We start from the raw sequence: 17987 nt of genomic DNA on the forward strand, positions 1-17987 counted from the left end.
CTTCAGGCGTCGGGGGTGGAAAGGGTGTTGGTCACGAAATGGCTCGAACGGCCGGTGTTGAGCTTGCTGGCAAGCAGGGCTTCGGCGGCGATCTCGGGACGGGCGAGGCCAAGCTGGGCCTGGCGCGCGCCGAGGTCGTGGACGGCGGCATAGTCGGCCAGCATCTGCCGGACCGTTTTCCAGAAGTCGGCTTCGCGCAGCCCGTAATGGGTCTGCAGCAGGTGCGAAATCTCGGCGAGGTTGAAGATGAACAGCGCGTCCGTCACCAGTTCGCCGAGAGTCTCGACGTCTTCCATCCAGTAGTACTGATCGGGCTGCGCTTCCCGGTAGGCCGCGTCGAGCGCCATGAAATCGGGCACCTTGCCGGGGTCGCGCAGGAAGTGGGGCACGTATTCGACGCTGTCGTGGAAGTCGCGCAGCACCAGCCTCACCGGCCAGCCGTCGCGGTGGACGAGCACCATGTTCTGGCCGTGTGCTTCGGTGGCGATGCCGTGCCCGACCAGCAGGTGCCACACCGGCAGGATGGCGACCTGCAGCAGCTGCCCGAGCCAGGCACGGAAGCCGTGGCGGCGGACCCACTCGTCGATGAACGGCTTGCCGTCGTGCTCGATCGCCATCAGCGCGTTGAACGGCACCGCCTGTTCGCCTTCAGCCAGTACCGAGGTGACGCTGCGGCGCCAGATCGCGGCAAGCTGGCCGGCGAGCGGCCCGTCGCGGCCGGCGATGATGCCGGCATATTCGTCGAGCACGGTCAGCGGGTAGGTCGTCGCAAACAGCGGATCGCCGGCAACGACGGTGCCAAGCCAGCGCGAAATCACCGGTGCGGTGCACACAGAATGCGGCTCGATCGTCCGCAGCGACGACGAGTTGCTCATGTTCATCGACAGCTTGACGTTCGCCGCATCGGGTCGATCCGCATTGAGCAGCGTTCGGATCGACTGGCTCGCCGTGTAACGGTCGCCCACGGTGCCGACGAAACGGGCCGTTTCGTCTGTCAGCCAAGGCACAAGCAGCGTGTCCTTGAGCGCCGTCCACTGCCACGGATGCAGCGGCACCAGCGCGAACTCGTCCCAGCTCAGGCCAAGCTCCGCCCGCCGCCGATCGATCTGGGCAAAGCCTTCTGCGCCGAGCTCGGCGGTCCAGAAGGCGGCTTCGTCTGCTGGCAGGCGCTGGCTTACCTCTTCGCGCCGCACCAGCAGCCAGGCGAGCTGAAAGCTGCTACCCTCTTCGGGGCCGAAGTCGCGGTGGTCGCTTTCGCTGAAACCCGTCCGCGCCTTGAAGCAGGGATGGTACGCATGGCCTTCGTGCAGCGCGCTCTCGAGCGCGGCGAAGCCGAGATCGCGGCGCGAGCCGTGCCGCAGGTTGCGGTCGTTCCAGCTGCAGTGGGCGAGCGTGCTCTGCAGCTCGCCGAGCAGCCGGCACTTGTCGTCTGCGGATGCCGGCAAGCTGGCGACCAATTCGTCCAGCGCAGCCGGGCGCCAGGTGCCATCGCTATCTTCGCTCTCGACAGAACCCGGCGCGATCCGGATGCGGCTGAACGCACCTTCAACGCCGGCGCAGCGAAAGCGCTTGCCCTCATGCGACCATGAGAAGGCAAGCTGGTCGCCGTCGTCGGCAATCGTTGCCGCGACAAGCTCTTCGAACAGCACGGCCTCGACCAGTTGCCTGACGACGCGCTCGTCGGGGCGGCCTGGCAGGTCAAGAGGCAAGGGCACTGCCATCTCCGTGGTAGAGGCCGGTTATGGCGGCGAAGAGCGGGTTGGGCTGGCGGGCGTAAAGCGAGCGCTCGTTGCTGGTCTGCAACTCGTCGACGTCGAACAGCCGGGTCATCAGGTTGGCTTTGAAGGCCACGGTCGGGCGGTCGAGCACGCCGCGGACGAATTCGCGCCCGACCGCGCTGGTCGTCCGCGACAACACCTCCAGCCGGTCCCGCAGCAAGCGCAGCAGGACCTCCTCGTCGATCAGGCCGTCATGTCCCATGCGGGCGACGACCGAGAAGATCTGGTTGACGATCAGGTAGTAGGCAAGGCGATCCTGGATGTCGCGGTCGTCATAATAGAGCGAGGCGATCTCGGCCGCTTCAGGCACATGCAGGCTGAAGCGGGCGCGATAGCGCTTGGAGAGGTAGAAGCCCTGGTTGTCGCGATAGTAGCTGGCACTGGGATAGCCCTGGCTGACGTCGAGCAGGCTGTTCTGCTGGTGCGCCTCGAGCGCCAGGCCGAAGTCGTCGTAGAGGCAAACCAGCGGGTCGAGCGCGCAGTCGAGATAGCGCTGGAACCAGTGTTTGCAGACCAGCTCCGGATGCGTCCCGTCGCGCAGGCACAAAGCCCTGATGATCCGCTCCAGCCGCGACTGTTCGCCCGGCAGCGGCTCGGCGGTGAGTGCGGCGATGGTGATCTTGCCGCGTCCCTTGCAGGCGACGAACGGGTTTTCGCGCAGGATCACCTCGAAGCCGCTTTCGCTGCGACTGGGCAGGTCGAGCGTGATGTAGGCCGGGTCGGCGATCACCTTGAAGCGGCCATCTTCGCTGCCGATGCCCGTGCGCTTGAGCAGCTTGGCCATGGCAACTCCAGCCTCCAGTTCCTTGCGGCTGTTGACCCTGAGCGAATTGGTGATGCGGACCGGCAGCGAGAATTTGAGCATCCATGGCAGGTCTTGATTGTAGACCGTGCGGACCGAAGACGTGGCCGTGAAAGCCGGGCCGGCGGGACCGACCAGTCTCAGCTTGCCGGCTGCCTGCAGTTCGCGGACGCCGACATCGAGCAGCAGCGCTTCGGCCTGCAGCGGGTGCATCGGCAGCAGCATCTCGCCGGGCCGCGTTTCGAGCCCCTCGGGGCCAGCCAGCGACGCGATAATCTCCGGCGCGGTCTCGGCGGCTGCCGACTTGTGGCTGACGATAGAGGCATCCGCGGCGAAGTAGACGAGCTGGAACCTGCCGTGCAGTTCGGGCGCATAGCTCGGCTCCTGCCACGAAGTCATGCCTTGCCGGCTCTTCGGCGTCGGGTGCAGCGAGTGGCCGAACACCAGCGACTGTTCGGCGGCGATGAAGCTGTCGTCGTCCGCGTTGGCATGATGTGCTTCGATGTAGCGCAGCGTCTGTTGGTAGCTTTGCAGCGCCCGGCCAAGCAGTTCGAGTTCGCAGCCGCGCATCGCGTCGCTGCGTTCGTCGTGCAATTGCCTGTAGGCTTCGTGAAGCAGCAGCTGCAGTGCGGCGAACGGTTCGCTGTGGCGCCAGCCGGCGTCGGCCGCCCGGCGGACCCAGGCCTGCCCGAAACGGTGCGGCCCGCACCGGGAATGCGACGCCAACTCGGCGCGCAGCACGAGTTGCTGGGCTGCCAGAACCCACTCGATGCAGTCGACGGGATCCTCCGCGCCGCTCCGGTGCTGGCTCACCCTGCCGGGCGAGATTTCACGGACATAGCAGTTCGCGAAATTCTGGAATGTCGCGTGTTCGGCAACCTGCCGCGGCGTGGGCTTCATCTGTCGTCACCATGTGGTTGGACCGACCGAATGCCTTGCAGCAGCTAGGTATCTGACGGATTTTATCGGAGAACGAAGGCTGGCTGGCCTCAGGCGTTCCACTGGATGGCACGCTCGGGTTCGCGGAAGGCGAAGCGGGCGAGATGGTCGTCGATGACTGCCTTGGTTCGCGCCAGCTGGTCGGCGTCGGACGCGTCCAGCCGGATCGTCAGCGCGGTGCCGTCGGCTTCCAGAACCGCATGGCCGAACGGGAAATGGCATTCGCCATGCCCATCGCCATGGGACACCTCGATCTTGTGGGCGAAGTGCTTGCACAGCTGGGTCAGGTACTTGGCGCCATGTTCGGTTTCGAACGTGCCCGACGATTGAACCATGGTTTCGTTCCCTGTCCGTCGTTGATTTCAACCGGGGTGCCACGGACAAGGCCCGTGGCCACCTGGTTCAGAACTTTGCGGTTGCGCTCAGGCGGAACGACCGGCCCGGCTCCAGCAGCGGTTTGACGTCGCCGAATTCCTGGCCATAGGTCGCCCTGCTGGCGTAGTCCTCGTCGAACAGGTTCTTCACCTCGCCGCGGAAAGTCAGGTTCGGTTTCGATGGCGGCTGGTACTCGACGAAGACGCTGACCACCTCGTGCCCCTCGATCTGCTTCGATCCGGCTGGCACCTTGTCGTAATCGAGGGCGATCTCGACGTCGCCGCCGACCGTCACGCCCCAGTCGTCGAAACGGTGCATTGCCGCCAGTGTGAAGATCTGGCCGACTGGCGTCACCAGGTAGTTGCCGAGGTAGGAATCCGCCGGGTCGCCATCGATGGTGACGTCGATGTTGACGTATTTGACGCTGGCGTGGCCCGAACCCCAGTCGTAGCCGGCGCCGAGCGTGAAGCCCTGGGAACGGACATCATGGGCCTCGATGGCCGTGGTCTTGTAGAGGGCGGCGCGGGCGTCGTAGATGTCTGTGCGGAAAATGCCGCCCTCGAGCGTGAAGCCCTGATAGGTGGCGACCAGTCCGGCCGTGAAGTTGTCCGAGGTTACCGGCTTCGGCCCGGCGCCATAGTCCCAGTTCGGATTGAAGTTGAAGTTTTCCGCCAGCGGCACGCCGGCCCAGACATGCGAATAGCCTGCCTTGGCGGTCAGGAAATCGGGCACGAGGTCGTATTCGCCGGAGATGTTGCCGCTCAGTCCGGCATTGCTCCACTTCTCGCCGGTGACCCCCTCGAACCACTGGTTGTCGCCACGCGCGCCAAAGGAAAGCCGAGTCCGCTCCCATGGCTCCAGCCGAGCCTGGGCGTAGAGGCCGACATTGCTGGCATGCTCTGTACCGGGTTCGAACTTGTCGTCGAGATCGGCAGTGTCCTTGTAGAAATCGAAGCCGGCGGTGATGCTGCCCATGTCGAGCGCGAAACGATTTTCCGCCTTGCCGTTGAAGCTCTCGGTCTTGCCGACACCGGCATAGGTATCCGACTCGGTGCTCGGCGCTACTGGTCTCGGGTAGATGAGCGTCTCCACCTGAGCGCTCGTATAGGCGATCACCACTTTCGGATCCCACCAGCCCTCGGGCGACTCATCGGTATAGGTGAAGACGGTGCTGCTGCGGTCGAGCGTGTAGTCGCGAATATCTGGTTCCCAGGGTTTTGGGGGAACGAGCTTGCCCATGTTCGCACGGAACGGCCGCGGAGCGTCGTCGCGCAGCTGCTCGTGGCTCAGCTCGAAGCGATGGCCGCTTTCCGCTTGGTAGGCAACCTTGCCGAGGCCGCTCAGCAGGTTGGCGCTGGTGCCGTCGATGACGCTGCCATTGCCGGCGGTGAAGTTGTCGCCCTTGGCAAAGTTCAGGTAGCCGAAATATTCGAAGCCGCCTTCCATGCCATAGGCCGACAGGCCTACCGTGGAGGTCTTGCTGTTGAAGTCGTAGGTTCCGGTGACGAGCCCGCCGATGCTCTTGCCCGGCTCGAGCAGATCGCGCGCGTCCTTGGTCTCGTAGGCGATCGCGCCGCCGAGCGCGCCTGGTCCGGCATCGGCCGGTGCAACGCCGGCGTCGACGCTGACGGCCTTGAGCAGCGATGGATCAATCAGGTTGGTCGCGTTGTGGTGGAACACCTTGTTGTTCTGCCGCGCGCCATCGACGGTCACCGCGAGATTGGTCTCCTCGATACCCTGGACATAGACCTTCTGCGACATCGGCAGGGAGCTGCCGACGGCAACCTTCGGCTCGTCGGCAAACACTTCCTGCAGGTCGACCGGGTTCTTCCGCGCCAGGTCTTGCGCCGTGATCTGGACGTTGTTGACCCCGCCTTCGCCGCCCTGGGCGTTGACGTCGATCGTGTTCAAGACGACCGCGCCGTTGGCCGCGACGTTGAGGCCACCTGTCGAAGCGCTTGCCGCCGCCGACTGGATCGACACCGTGTTGGGGCCTGTGAAGCGGTAGTTCAGGCCGCTGCCGGAAAGCACGCTGCCGAGCGCCTGTTCGGCCGAGATGTTGCCTGAGACTGAGGGCGCGCGGGCCGAGCCGATGTCGGCGGTGCCGAATGCGATCTGCAGGCCGGTCTGCGCGGCAAGCTGCTTCAGCGACTGCGCCAGCGGCTGTGCCGGCAGGTTGATGTCGTGCATCTGCGCCGACTGCGCATGGGCGGGAGCGTATGGTGCGGCTGTCACCAGCATGCCTGCGCCCAGCGCCGTTCCCACCAGAAGCCGCCTCAGCAGGCGCCCCGACGCCGCGCTGCCAAAATCCCTGTTGCTCTTGCCCGTCATGCTGGTCCCCAAAAAGCGTGGCGCACCCATCCACCGAGCGCCTTCGATGGTGTGACGCGCGACGGGGCCCGCCGCCTAAAGAGCTGTCTGCAATTTTTCTGAAATAAGTTGGCGCGAGTTCGTCAGGGTCAGGAAATGACGATGACGACGCCCGGCACCCGGCGCACCGTAAGTCCCTGGGTATGCGCCAGGGCTTCGATCGCCGCATGGGCGTCGCGTGTCAGGAACACGGCGGTGATCGGGCTCGCATCATGCGCATGGGTGGTGACCACCAGCCGCTCTGAAACGTAGCGGCCAAGCTCGGCGACGGCACTGCTGAACGGCCGGGCGTCGAACACCACGCGGCCGGTGCGCCAGGCGAGCTCTGTGTCGAGGTCGACATCCGAAGCCGGCTTGGGTGCGCCGCCGCTCAGGTAGCGGGTCTGCTGTCCGGGGGCGAGCGACACCAAGTTGGCGGCAGCGCCGGCATCTCCGCCGGTCACCGAAACGGTTCCCGTCGATACGGTGACCGTGACCTCGCCGGCGATCGAGCGCACGGCATAGGCACCGCCATTCGCGTCGCTGCTGCCGCCAAGCGCCGAGACGCTGAACGGCACGCCTGCGGCCGGCTTGACGGCGAATTCCGCCTCGCCGGCGAGCAGGCTCACCAGGCGTCGGCCAGGCTGGAAATCGACGGCAACGGAACTGTTGGTGTTGAGGAACATCGTCGAGCCGTCGGGCAGGGTGGTCGTTGCCTGCTCGCCCGAACTGGTGGCAAAGTCCGAGCGCATCCATGTGATGACACGCGGCGCGGCGACAGCTGCCACCGAGGCGGCAAGCGCGCCGCCGACAAGGAACGAGCGTCGGTTGACGGGTCGGCGCAGCTTCGGCGTCGCAACCGGCGCGGCAGGCGGGTTGCCGTCGTTCACGCCTTGCAGCAATTGCCAGAATTCCTTTTCGCGGGCGAATGCCTGCGCATGTTCCGGCGACTGCGCGCGCCAGGCGTGGAAACGGTCGAGCTCCTGCCGGCTGAGATTGCCGGCGGTCAGCCGAACGATCCAGTCACGCGCATCAAGTGCGACGCCTCGGTCGATCTCGGATCGTTCTTGCCCTTTGCCCATGCCAGTCACGCGCACGTGCCCGTTTGCTACGGGCACCCCAACCATCTTGCTATCATAGACACGCGAGACGGCACCACGCCTAAGCGTCATGGCAAAATAAATGTTGGCGCAGGACTAACCCTGGCTGTCGCGAAGCTCGGCCAGGCGCTCGACCACACGCCGGATGTGGTAATAGACGGCCTCTTCGCTGATGCCGATCTGGCGCGCGATCTCGCGGTGGGAAACGCCATTGATCCGGTTCATCAGGAAAATGCGCCGGCTCCGTTCGGGCATGTCCTGCAATGCCGCGTCGACGGCGCGCAGCATGTCGCGGCCCATCACGATCCGCTCAGGCGAAATCTCGTCGACCGATTGCCACAACAGGTCGTTGACCTCGGCGTCGATCTCGTTGCGCCGCTGCTGCTTGCGGAAATGACCGATGGCCGCGTTCTTGGCAGCCCGCATGGCGAAGGCGGCGTGATTGTCGATGGAATCGTCATGCCGGACATTGGACAGCCTGATCCAGGTGTCCTGGAGGATGTCTTCCGCGGTCGCGCTGCAGCCGACACTGCCGCGCGTCAAAGCCTCGATGCGGGGGCGCAGCGAGGCAAAGCTCTGAAGTAGCCTGGTGAGTTCCATCTTGCTCACTCTTCTTCACACCAGTTCGTGCTGGCAGGCCGATTCCCCTTGGAAACGGCGGCAACGCAGGCTCCCTAGGCGCTCAGAAAATGTCGTGCAACCCCAATGTCTTAGGGAAACGGGACGCCTGGATTAAAACCTTCCTATTTTTATCATGTTTAGTGTTTGATTCTGCTGCGCTAACTGCGGCGCGACCTGTCGCTCCGGCACGAATTGTCGCAGCACAATGTTGTGAGGGTGTGGCGAATTGGGCACAGCGCGGGCCGCAACCGAAAGGCGATCGCGGCGTTCCGTCGCTCGCCGGCGCTGCCGTGAACGGTCGGTCTAAGCCGAAATAGGAGAAATGCTGCCTGCCCGGTTCTCACGGCAATGGGCAGGCGCGCAACCTCAGCGCCTGAAGTCGATCGGCACGATGATGCTCGTCGGGACTGAGGGCGGCGGCGCCGGGATCGGCGACGACCGGCGCACGAGATTGACCGCGGCCTCGTCGAGGGCCTGGTCGCCGGAGGAGCTCACCAGCCTGACCGAAAGCACGTCGCCATTGGTGTTGAAGGAAAACCGGACGGCGACCGAACCACGGCTGCGCACGTTCTTCGGCTTGTGCCTGTTGAGGTGGGAGTAGACGCGCGACTGCCAGCGCGCCGGCGACATCGCCTTGCCGCCACCCTGGCCCGGCGCGGGTGCACGGGTGCTCTCGGAATTCTGTGCCGATTTTTGCGATGCCTGGCTGCTGGTCGTCGCCGGCTTCTTCTCGACCTTGGCCTGCTTCACCGGCTCCGGCTTCTTTTGCACCGGCTTCTTTTCGCGCACCGGCTTTTCCACCGGCTTCGGCTTCTTGATCTCCGGGCGCGGTTCGGGGATGGCCATCGCCACTTCCGGCAGCGGTGCTTCCACGATGTCGGGCACCACCTCTTCGACGGGCTCGGCCTCGGCGACCTCTTCCAGCGGCTCGGGCGTGTCTTCGGCGACTTCCTCCACGGGTTCGGTCACCGGCTCGACGGGGTCGGGCGTGATGGTTTCGGTCGGCTCCTCGACGCTTTCGGCAGCCTGGCTGTCGACGAGGTCGGTCGTATCCTGCGGCACCGCCTCCGGCGCCATCGCCGTCGGCGCAAGGTCGATCAGCACCGCCGATTGCGCCTGCATCTCGTCCAGCATCATCGGCGGCTGCCGCTGGACGTACCAGGCGCCGGCGACGTGGACGCTGACGATCACCATTGCGGCGCCCGACCAGAGCGCCAGTTCGCGGCGGCTCAGGCCGCCGAGGCCGAAGCCGAGATGCGCCGCCGCCGCCGTCATTGCGGCTGGCCTTCGGTGGCGGCCGGCGGTGTCGCCTGAACCTGTTCCAGCCCGACAAGTGCGATCTTGAGATAGCCCGCGCCGCGCATCAGGTTCATCACCTCCATCAACTCTCCATAGTCGACGCCGCGGTCGGCGCGCAGGAAGATGCGGCTTTCCTTGTCGCTCTTCGCCGCCGCGTCCAGCTCTTGTTGGAATGCGGTGCGGGCCACCGCGTTCTGGCCGATCGAGATGCTGAGGTCTTCCTTCAGGGTGACGTAGAGCGGCTCGTCTGGGCGGGGCTGGGCGGTCGCGGTCGACGCGGGCAGGTCGACATTGACGTCGACGGTGGCCAGCGGTGCCGCCACCATGAAGATGATCAGCAGCACCAGCATGACGTCGATGAACGGCGTCACGTTGATCTCATGGTTTTCCTGGAGGTCGTCGTCTTCGGCCGATTGTCTGATACCGCCTGCCATCAGACCCGCTCCTAGACCGCGACTGCCGGGGCGTGTCGACCGTTGGCCGGCGCGGCCACGGCGACCGCATGCGGACGCTCGTGCTGGCTGCGCTGCGGCTGGCGATCGAGATCGCGACTGACGAGGCGCTGCACGCCGGCTGCGGCATCGGCCAGGCCCTGGCGGTAGCCGGTGATCGAGCGGGCGAAGACGTTGTAGACCACCACGGCAGGAATGGCTGCGATCAGGCCGACGGCGGTGGCCAGCAGCGCTTCGGCGATGCCGGGTGCGACGACCGCGAGGTTGGTGGTCTGCGATTCCGAGATGCCGATGAACGAGTTCATGATGCCCCAGACCGTGCCGAACAGGCCGACGAAGGGCGCCGTCGAGCCGATGGTAGCAAGCACGCCGGTGCCGCGGCTGAGGCGGCGGCCGGCCTGCGCCTGGATGCGGATCAGGCGGGACTCGACACGCTCCTTGATGCCGGCGGGGTCGCCGTGGCCGAGGCCATGGCCAGACATCTCCATCTCTTCGACGGCCGCCCGCACCAGGACGCCGCCGATGCCAGCGTGGTCGCCGAGCGCCTGCGACGCGTCCTCGAGGCGGCGCGCGCCGAGAATGCCGCGTAGCGCCTTGGCGAGCCTGGCCTTGCTGCCGGCGATCTCCAGCGACTTGGCGAGCCACACGGTCCAGGTGATCAGCGAGGCGAAGGCCAGGCCGATCATCACGGCCTTCACCACCCAGTCGGCGGCCATGAACATGCCCCAGGGCGAAAGATCGTGCGGCAGCGTGCTGGAAGCTGCGGGCGCCTCGGTGGCTGCAGGAGCAGCGCCAATCGTATTGTCGAGCGGCGCCTCGACACCCATGGGCGTGGTGCTGGGCAGCCGGTCGCCGGTCGCAGACCCGGCATCCGCCGGCGAGGGCGATGCCGTGGGTGCCGCGCTCGGGGTGGCTGCCGCGGGTGCCGGCTGGACGGGCGCATTGCCCGGAGCTGCGTCTTGGGAGAACGCCGCTGTTGTTGATGCCACGAGACACATGACGGCGAGGATCTGCACGGATCGGCGGATCAGCCCTGGCTGGCCGGCCTTGCCTTCACGTCCGATGAGCCCACTGCCTAGCATCTCGAATCTCCGACTTCGAACCCTTCGACCGGTGGCTTCTGCGCATTTTGTCGGCCAGGTCGGGAGCCCACTAACATTCTTGACTTCTTTTATCAAGAAATCATCGGAAGGCCACATTCGTTTTTGTCCGTGGACGCTCCGGCATGCTTGCAGCCGCCACGTTGTTGGCAGGTAGGGCGGCTGCAAAACGCCGCCTGGTGCCTCGTGGCACTGTCGGCATCAGTGGCCGGGCGCGTCATCGTCTTCCGTTTTCGCAGCGGATTGCTCGAAGGCCGCCTGCCAGTCCGCAACGAGGCGGGCGAGCGCGGTGTTGCCGGAATGGGCGGCGAGGTGGGCCTTTTGGCGCAGTGCGATCCGCATGGCCGACCGGGCAAAGCGGCCCGAGGGCGCCTCGGTCTCGACCGGCGAAAGCCTGGCATCGAGTGCGTTGTCGACGTGTTTGCGTCCGGACAGCGCCTCAGCCGTGCCGAACCGGCTCATCATCTCCTGGAAAGCGCCGTGTAGGATCGGCTCGAACGGCCGGTCGCGGCCCAGCGGATCGATGACGGGGTTGCCGGGGTGAAGCGCGCCGAGCGGCAGCAGGCCCTCTGGGATCGGCGTGTTGGCCGAATGGGTGCGACCGCCCTTCAGCATCTTTGGCAGCACATGGGTATGTGGCCCTTCTGGCGACACCCCGCCAGTGTCGGGGCCGCCGATCTTCTGGTAGACCTCGACACGGCCGATATTGGTCAGCGCGACGCGATGCGGGTGCGTGCGCAGGATCGCGAGCATGGCCCCGTTTGCGGGATCGAACACCGAGCGGCCAAGATTGGCGCGCAACTCGACCAGCAGCTTCGGCTCGCTGGTGCGGATGCAGAAATCGCATTGCGGCAGCGACAGGCCCATGTCGAACAGGATGCCGGTCCGGTCGATGCCGCGGATGGCATTGTCGTCGGGACCGATCTCGGTCAGCACCGAACGGCCGCTGCGCCTGGCCCTCGCCTCGGGCAGGCACAGCGCCAGCGCCTGGCTCCAGCGATGTCGCCTGGGGCTCAGCGTCTCGTAGGCGACAGGCACCAGCCCGGCCACCATGCTGCGCTCCAGGCGGATGCCGCCGCGCCGTGTCGCCCGGGTCAGGAGCTGACGGTCGTCGATCACCGCGATCTCGCCGTCGTCCTGATGGAATTCGGCGATGGCACCGAACGTGCCCATGCTCCATCCGCTTCGCCAGTCCAGCAGGTGGTGGCGCAACAACTGTTCCAGATAACTCATGGCAGAACTCCGGTGGCGGCGACGAGATCGAGCGGCTGCACCACCAACCCGCCCGCGGTCTCGCCGAAGAAGGCCTCGACGCCGTAGACGGCGCGCAGCGTCTGGGCGGTGAGCACCTCTGCCGGTGGCCCGTCGGCGACGATCCGGCCGCCCTCGATCAGCAGCAGGCGGGTGCACCAGCGCGCGGCGAGCCCGAGATCGTGCAGCGAGGCGACGACGCTGCGTTCGCTGGCCGCCAGCTCGGCGAACAGGCGCATCAGCGCGATCTGGTGCGATGGATCGAGGCCGGCCGTCGGCTCGTCGGCGAGCAGCAGCGGCGTCTCCTGCGCCAGCGCCCGCGCGATCAGCACGCGCGCCTTCTCGCCGCCCGATAGCTCGGTCGCTGCCCGCTCGCGAAACCCGTCCACCTCCATCCGCCGCATCGCCCGTTCGATGGCTGCGCGGTCGGCTGCGGTGAGGGCAGAAAATCCCGGTCGATGCGGCGAGCGGCCGAGCGACACCAGCATTTCGACAGGAACGGCCCAGGCGATTTCACGCTCCTGCGCGACATAGGCCATATGCAGCGCGCGTTCCTTGGCGCTGGCATGGGTGGCGTCGAGCGTCCCGAGAGCGACTGCTCCCTCGGCCGGAATGAGCCCCAGAAGTGCCCGCAGCAAGGTCGACTTGCCGGCACCATTGGGCCCGATCAGGCCGATGAACTCGCCCGGCATCACCGAGAAGGAAACGCCGTGGAGCACAGGCCGTCTGCCCAGCGACGCCTTGAGATTTTGAACGTCGAGCAGCATCACGCGAGTTTCCTTCTCGTGCGGTAGACCAGCCAGAGGAAGAACGGCGCACCGACGATGGCGGTGAGCACGCCGAGCTTGAGATCGCGCTCCGGCGCGATGATCCGGACCAGGATATCGGCGGCAAGCAGCATGCAGGCGCCGCCCAGGGCGCTGGCCGGCAACAGCCGCGACGGCCTTGACCCGACCAGCGGTCGAAGCATGTGCGGCACAACGAGGCCGACGAAGCCGATAGCGCCTGCCACGGCTGTCGCAGCCCCTACCGCCGAGGCCGTGCCGAAGACGGCAAGCCACTGCACGCGACGCATGTCGATGCCCATGCTTGCCGCCGTCTCGTTGCCGAGGGTCAGCGCATCGAGTGCCCGGCCGAGCGCCGCCAGCATCAGCCAGCCCACGAGCATGAACGGCATGGCCAGCCAGACATGGGTCATCGATCGATCGGTCAACGAACCGAGCATCCAGAACGTGATCTCGAGTGCGGCGAATGGATTGGGCGACAGGTTGAGGGCAAGCGACGTCATGGCGCCGGCAAAGCTCGACACGGCAACTCCCGCCAGGATGATGGTGAGCGTACTGCCGCGCAGACCGGCGAGAGCTTGGACCACGACGACGGCAAGGACGGCGGCGGCCAGCGCCGACAGCGGCAAGGCGAGCGGGAAGATCGCCGCCAGGCCGGAATAGATGGTGATGACGGCGCCCAGCGATGCCGAGGCGCTGACGCCGATCAGCCCGGGTTCGGCCAGCGGATTGCGCAGATAGCCCTGCAACGCCGCACCGGAGAGACCGAGCGTTGCACCGACCATCAGGCCGAGCAGGGCGCGCGGCAGGCGGATCTCGCCCATGATCAGTTCGATGGCGCCTGCCTTGTCGGAGAACAATGCGGCGATGCTGTCGCCGAAGCCAAGGGCTGCCGGACCGACGGTGAGCGAAAGCAGGAACAGGATGGTGGCGAACGCAGCAAGGGCGCTCAGCACAAGGCCGTAGCGGGAGGTGTCGCTCATTGGACGCCGTCCTTGTCGGCGGCGTCGCGGAGCAGGCGCGCAGCCTCGAGCGTGAACGGCGCGCCGCAGATGGTGTAGCGCGCGGGGATCGGAACTGCGCTGCCTTGCCCGGCGATCGCCCGGTATGCCGGATGGACGAAATTCTCCTGGGCGAGCGCGGGCGCATCGTAGCGTTCGCCGCCGCCGGCGATGAGATCTGGCTGGGCCAGGACCAGCATCTCGAGCGGTAGCCGCGCGGTGCCGCTGAGGCCCAGCCTGTCGGCGACGTTGACGAGGCCGGAGAGCTTGACGACGTCGTCGACCAGCGTACCGGCGCCTGACGTGTAGCTGTTGGCATAGTAGGTGGCGACTGTCTTGTCCGAGGCCGGGCGGGCGGCGAGTTCGGCCACCCCGCGGTCAAGGTCGGCGACCAGCTCCGCCGCGCGCTCGCGCCGCTCCAGCACCTCGCCCATGCGCAGGATGTTCGACCTGATCTCGGCGATGGAATTGTCGGGCGCGAATTCTTCGACGCGGATGCCGAGGCGTCGCAGCAGGGCCACGGTCGACCGCGTGGTGTAGGTGCCGGCAAGCACCATATCGGGCTGCATCAGGAAGACCTCCTCGGCGAGGCCGTGGTTGACGACAAGGCCCCTGGCGCGCTCGGCGAGTACCGAGGTGCCAGGATCTCTCGCCAGATATGAGACGGAGTGCAGCTGTCCTTGCCCCGCCATCAGCATGGCCAACTGGTCGGTGCAGACATTCATCGAGACGACGCGCTTGGGCGGTTCGGCTGCAGCAGGGGCAGCCGCGAGCATTGTGCCCGTGAGGGCGAGCGGCAACGCCTGCAGCATACGATTGGTCGACATGTTACCTCCCATCAGAACACACGCGTGAAGCTCAGATTGAAAGTCCGGCCAGGCGCGCGATAGTTGGTGACGGTCGAATATTGCTCGTCGAACAGGTTTTCGACCGAGAACTTCAGGCTCGATTGCGCATCAAAGGTGTAGTTGGCGGCAAAATCCACCGTCACATACTCAGGCAGCTTGACGGTGTTCGCCGCGTCGGCGTAGCGCGCCGCGCCGTAGAGCAGCCTGGCGGTCAGGTCCAGGCTGTCGGTTGCGGCAAATTCCAGTTCGGCAGTCGCCTTGAAACGGTCGCGATAGGGAATGTAGCGACCATTGTCCTCGTTCTTGGGCGAACGGTAGTCGATCGACGCCTTGCCGCTCCAGCGGTCGCTGAATTCGTGCGTCACCGTCGCCTCGACGCCGGTCACCTTGGCGCGTGCGACATTGAACGGCAGGTAGGTCGGCGGGTTGGAGGCGATAGCGTCGGTGAGCCATGTCTGGTAGAAAGCGACGTCGAGCGTGGTCCGGTCGGTCGGCCGCCAGTTGAGGCCAAGTTCGTAGGACCTCGACTTTTCCGGCCTCAGGTTCGGGTTCGAATAATTTGGATAATAGAGGTCGTTGAAGGTCGGTGCGCGAAAGCCGGTGCCGTAGGAGGCGCGGGCGACCAGATCGGGCACGATCTCGAAGCTGGCGCCGATATTGTAGGTGGTGGCGCTGCCGAACTGTTCGTTGTGATCGTAGCGCAGGCCGCTGTCGATGGTCAGCGCACCATGTTCGACCGAATATTGCCCGAACACCGCCGCCAGATCGCGCGAGGTCACGTCGAAATCGACAGTCGAATCGACCTGTTCGCGATAGGCCTCGGCACCGCCGGTCACGACATGCCTGGCATCGCCGACCTCGAAGGTCTTTTCGGTCGAGGCGAAAATGCCGTAGCGCTTGGTGTCGAACTCGCTGTCGCCCGAAACGCCGTCTCGGAAATTGCTCGAACGATCGAGGCTGCTGGACAGCTCGACCGTCGATGACCAACTGTCCGAGTGCCTTAGCCGCGCGCCTGCCTTGCCGGCAAATGTGTCGGTGTCGACTTCGTTGCTGGACGGGAATGTGTCGTCGTATTGCGAACGGCCGCGGGCGAACAGGCCGTCGGCATAAAGCCTGCCCCAGCCATATTCCTTGGCGAGGGAGAAGTTGAGCGAGCCCTGCAGGAACCCGTCATCGTCGGGCTCATGGCCCCAGGCCAGCGGCGTGGTGAAGTCGTAGCCGCGCGTGCCGAGGATGCTGCCGCCGATGGAGTAGTCGACGCCACCCTCGCTGCGGCCGCGCATATCGGCGGAGACATAGCCTCCCCAGGGATGGGTGACGCCTGTCGTGATGCTGGCGCAGGCACTGCGGCCGTCGGCACACTGGCCACCCTGCTTGGTGATGATGTTGACGACACCACCGATGGCGTCGGCGCCGTACTGGGCCGAATGCGGGCCTTTGGCGATCTCGATGCGCTCGATCGAGGCAAGGGGAATGTTGAAGATCGAACTGGTGCCGCTGGTTGCCGAGGCGGTGCGGACGCCGTCGACCAGCACCAGCGTCTGCCCGGCCGACATGCCGCGCAGGTAGACGTTGGAGGAAGCTCCCTGGCCGCCATAGCCGATGATCGAAACCCCGGTGTAGCGCTTGAGCAGCGACGGCAAGTCGGGCGCCGCCGACTTCTTGAGTTCCTCCTCATCGATGACGGTGACCGACGACGTCGAGCGAACGAGCGCCGTCTCGCGTCGCAGCGGCGTGGTAACGACCAGCGGCCGAAGTACGGTTGCATTTTCGGCCGCGGGCACCTGCTGCGCCTGGGATTGCGTTGGAATTGCCAGCGCAATTGCGCCGGCGGCCAGGGTAAGTCTCAGCAATTCTGCCCCCAAATGGTTCGGTGGGCGCGACAAGCATCGCACCCGGTTTCCAAACCGCAGGCAAGACAGGTCGGCAGGCAGACTTTGGGACAAGATTGACCCGGCGGCCTTCCGCATGCGGCAACACTTTTCAATGTCACCGCCACGGGCGACCGCGCCTGACCACACCCCGTGGACAAGCATGGGTGACCGGAACGGGCAGGTCTCCTGACTTCCGTGTCATCGCCTTTTTCCGCCTTCCCGAACGCACGAATGCGTTCAGTGGCATGATGGAAGAGGCTCAACGGTTACAGTTGCGGGGGCAGTCGCGGATTTGGCCTTCGGCCTCACCGCGTTCCCTTTTCATCCACCTCTCGGTGGAACCGATTCCGGGGTCGAAACTAGACAGTCGGCGGAAGCCTTGTCAATTGGCGCATTACTGTTCGTCGCATCGTTGCCTGCCGATGTCGTATATGAACTGTGCTGTTGTCGCGATCTCTACATCGTGGTGAAGCTTGCGCTATACTTGCCCCATGCAATGCTGGCCCCGTGCGGGACGAGCTTCCCTCGAACTGCCGCCGCAACTTCGATCTCTAGAGCTGGCCGCGATGCCAGCGCAGCGACATGCAGGACAGGCCGGCGTCGATCTTGCCGATCTCGGTGGTCTTGAGCGCGACCACCTTGTAGCCGAGTTTGTCGAGCATCTCGATGGTCCGGGGGTAATCGGCCCCGACCATCACCACGTCGTTGACGCGCAGCGCATTGGCGGCGGGCTCCTCGCCCTCGGGGATGAGCACCTCGCGAAAATCCTTGAACACGCCCGAACGCGCCAGCCGCTTTGTCGACAGCATGGTCTCGCTGTCGAGCAGCGAACAGTCGCTCTTGAAATGCAGCACGCCTTCCGGCGTCTGCACGACCTCGCCCTTGCGTCCGAGCCTCGCCAGGCTGGCGATCAGGCCGCCAGCGCCGGCGCGGTCGGTGCGCGCCGAAAGGCCGATCATCACGCTTTTCGGCGTTGTCAGAACGTCGCCGCCATCGGCGAAGCCGGGCGCGGGCAGGTCGAGCACCGTCTCGAACATCTTTCGCAGCGTCGGTGCGATTTCAGCCGTTTCGTGGACCCGGGTCTCGGCGCCTGGACGGAGCAGGATCGCCCCTTCGGGAAACACCAATGCCGGGTCCTCGACGAAGATCGAATCCGGGAAGCTTTCCAGCGCCGGCAACACCGTCACCTCGACGCCAGCCGCGCGCAGGGCAGCGACATAGGCCGTATGCTCGGCCTTGACGCCGTCGAAGGTCGGGTTGCCGCGGTCATCGGCGCGCAGGCCGTTGACCACCGATCGCGCCGGCTCGCGCACAATGGCCGCTGTGAATTCGTAGACCGCTGGCTTGGACGTCATCTCGGTGCGCTCATGCTGGTGGGGCGAGGATTGCAGCCTGCCCGAAACGGCGTTGCAT

General features: G+C 65.7%; 15 protein-coding genes and 1 riboswitch. All 15 genes read right to left on the reverse strand.

All coding sequences use genetic code 11. The annotated features are described in order from the left end of the window. Positions 1 to 2: 2 nt before the first annotated feature. The gene (locus WHT83_RS04965) at positions 3 to 1715 is read right to left on the reverse strand and encodes an IucA/IucC family protein (RefSeq protein WP_406873137.1); all 1713 of its coding nucleotides are present in this window, start codon (positions 1713 to 1715) and stop codon (positions 3 to 5) included. After that, positions 1699 to 3480, reverse strand: a complete 1782-nt coding sequence (locus WHT83_RS04970; RefSeq protein ID WP_406873138.1) for an IucA/IucC family protein — start codon at positions 3478 to 3480, stop codon at positions 1699 to 1701. Before WHT83_RS04970 ends, WHT83_RS04965 begins: the two co-directional genes overlap by 17 nt. A gap of 89 nt (positions 3481 to 3569) precedes the next feature. Continuing rightward, positions 3570 to 3854 carry a DUF2218 domain-containing protein gene (locus tag WHT83_RS04975; protein ID WP_406873139.1) on the reverse strand — a complete coding sequence of 95 codons (285 nt, stop codon included), beginning with the start codon at positions 3852 to 3854 and terminating at the stop codon, positions 3570 to 3572. Positions 3855 to 3921: 67 nt separating this feature from the next. Further along, positions 3922 to 6225, reverse strand: coding sequence for a TonB-dependent receptor (locus tag WHT83_RS04980; RefSeq protein ID WP_406873140.1), 2304 nt, complete (start codon positions 6223 to 6225; stop codon positions 3922 to 3924). Positions 6226 to 6353: 128 nt separating this feature from the next. Then, a complete protein-coding gene (locus WHT83_RS04985; protein WP_406873141.1) occupies positions 6354 to 7325 on the reverse strand; it encodes a FecR family protein in 972 nt (323 codons plus the stop codon). 114 nt (positions 7326 to 7439) lie between these two features. Next, positions 7440 to 7943 carry an RNA polymerase sigma factor gene (locus WHT83_RS04990; RefSeq protein WP_406873142.1) on the reverse strand — a complete coding sequence of 168 codons (504 nt, stop codon included), beginning with the start codon at positions 7941 to 7943 and terminating at the stop codon, positions 7440 to 7442. Positions 7944 to 8330: 387 nt separating this feature from the next. After that, on the reverse strand, positions 8331 to 9239 hold the full coding sequence (locus WHT83_RS04995) for a TonB family protein (protein ID WP_406873143.1): 909 nt from the start codon (positions 9237 to 9239) through the stop codon (positions 8331 to 8333). Further along, positions 9236 to 9697 carry a TonB system transport protein ExbD gene (gene exbD, locus WHT83_RS05000; protein ID WP_406873144.1) on the reverse strand — a complete coding sequence of 154 codons (462 nt, stop codon included), beginning with the start codon at positions 9695 to 9697 and terminating at the stop codon, positions 9236 to 9238. The genes WHT83_RS04995 and exbD overlap by 4 nt, the downstream gene beginning before the upstream one ends. 11 nt (positions 9698 to 9708) lie before the next feature. Next, positions 9709 to 10797 carry a tonB-system energizer ExbB gene (exbB, locus tag WHT83_RS05005; RefSeq protein WP_406873145.1) on the reverse strand — a complete coding sequence of 363 codons (1089 nt, stop codon included), beginning with the start codon at positions 10795 to 10797 and terminating at the stop codon, positions 9709 to 9711. Between the two features lie 219 nt (positions 10798 to 11016). After that, positions 11017 to 12048, reverse strand: coding sequence for a DUF6925 family protein (locus tag WHT83_RS05010; RefSeq protein ID WP_406873146.1), 1032 nt, complete (start codon positions 12046 to 12048; stop codon positions 11017 to 11019). Continuing rightward, the gene (locus tag WHT83_RS05015; RefSeq protein ID WP_406873147.1) at positions 12045 to 12833 is read right to left on the reverse strand and encodes an ABC transporter ATP-binding protein; all 789 of its coding nucleotides are present in this window, start codon (positions 12831 to 12833) and stop codon (positions 12045 to 12047) included. The genes WHT83_RS05010 and WHT83_RS05015 overlap by 4 nt, the downstream gene beginning before the upstream one ends. After that, complete coding sequence (locus WHT83_RS05020) at positions 12833 to 13834, reverse strand: FecCD family ABC transporter permease (protein ID WP_406873148.1); 1002 nt, start codon at positions 13832 to 13834, stop codon at positions 12833 to 12835. Before WHT83_RS05020 ends, WHT83_RS05015 begins: the two co-directional genes overlap by 1 nt. Then, on the reverse strand, positions 13831 to 14679 hold the full coding sequence (locus WHT83_RS05025) for an ABC transporter substrate-binding protein (RefSeq protein ID WP_406873149.1): 849 nt from the start codon (positions 14677 to 14679) through the stop codon (positions 13831 to 13833). Before WHT83_RS05025 ends, WHT83_RS05020 begins: the two co-directional genes overlap by 4 nt. An 11-nt stretch (positions 14680 to 14690) precedes the next feature. Beyond that, on the reverse strand, positions 14691 to 16736 hold the full coding sequence (locus tag WHT83_RS05030) for a TonB-dependent receptor domain-containing protein (RefSeq protein ID WP_406873150.1): 2046 nt from the start codon (positions 16734 to 16736) through the stop codon (positions 14691 to 14693). Beyond that, positions 16733 to 16935, reverse strand: a riboswitch (cobalamin riboswitch). (Overlaps the previous gene by 4 nt.) A 190-nt stretch (positions 16936 to 17125) precedes the next feature. Beyond that, entirely contained in the window at positions 17126 to 17929 is an 804-nt protein-coding gene (locus WHT83_RS05035; RefSeq protein WP_406873151.1) for a dimethylarginine dimethylaminohydrolase family protein, read from the reverse strand. Positions 17930 to 17987 lie beyond the last annotated feature (58 nt).

The organism is Aminobacter sp. P9b (genome assembly GCF_045345995.1).
GTDB classification, from domain to species: Bacteria; Pseudomonadota; Alphaproteobacteria; order Rhizobiales; family Rhizobiaceae; genus Aminobacter; species Aminobacter niigataensis.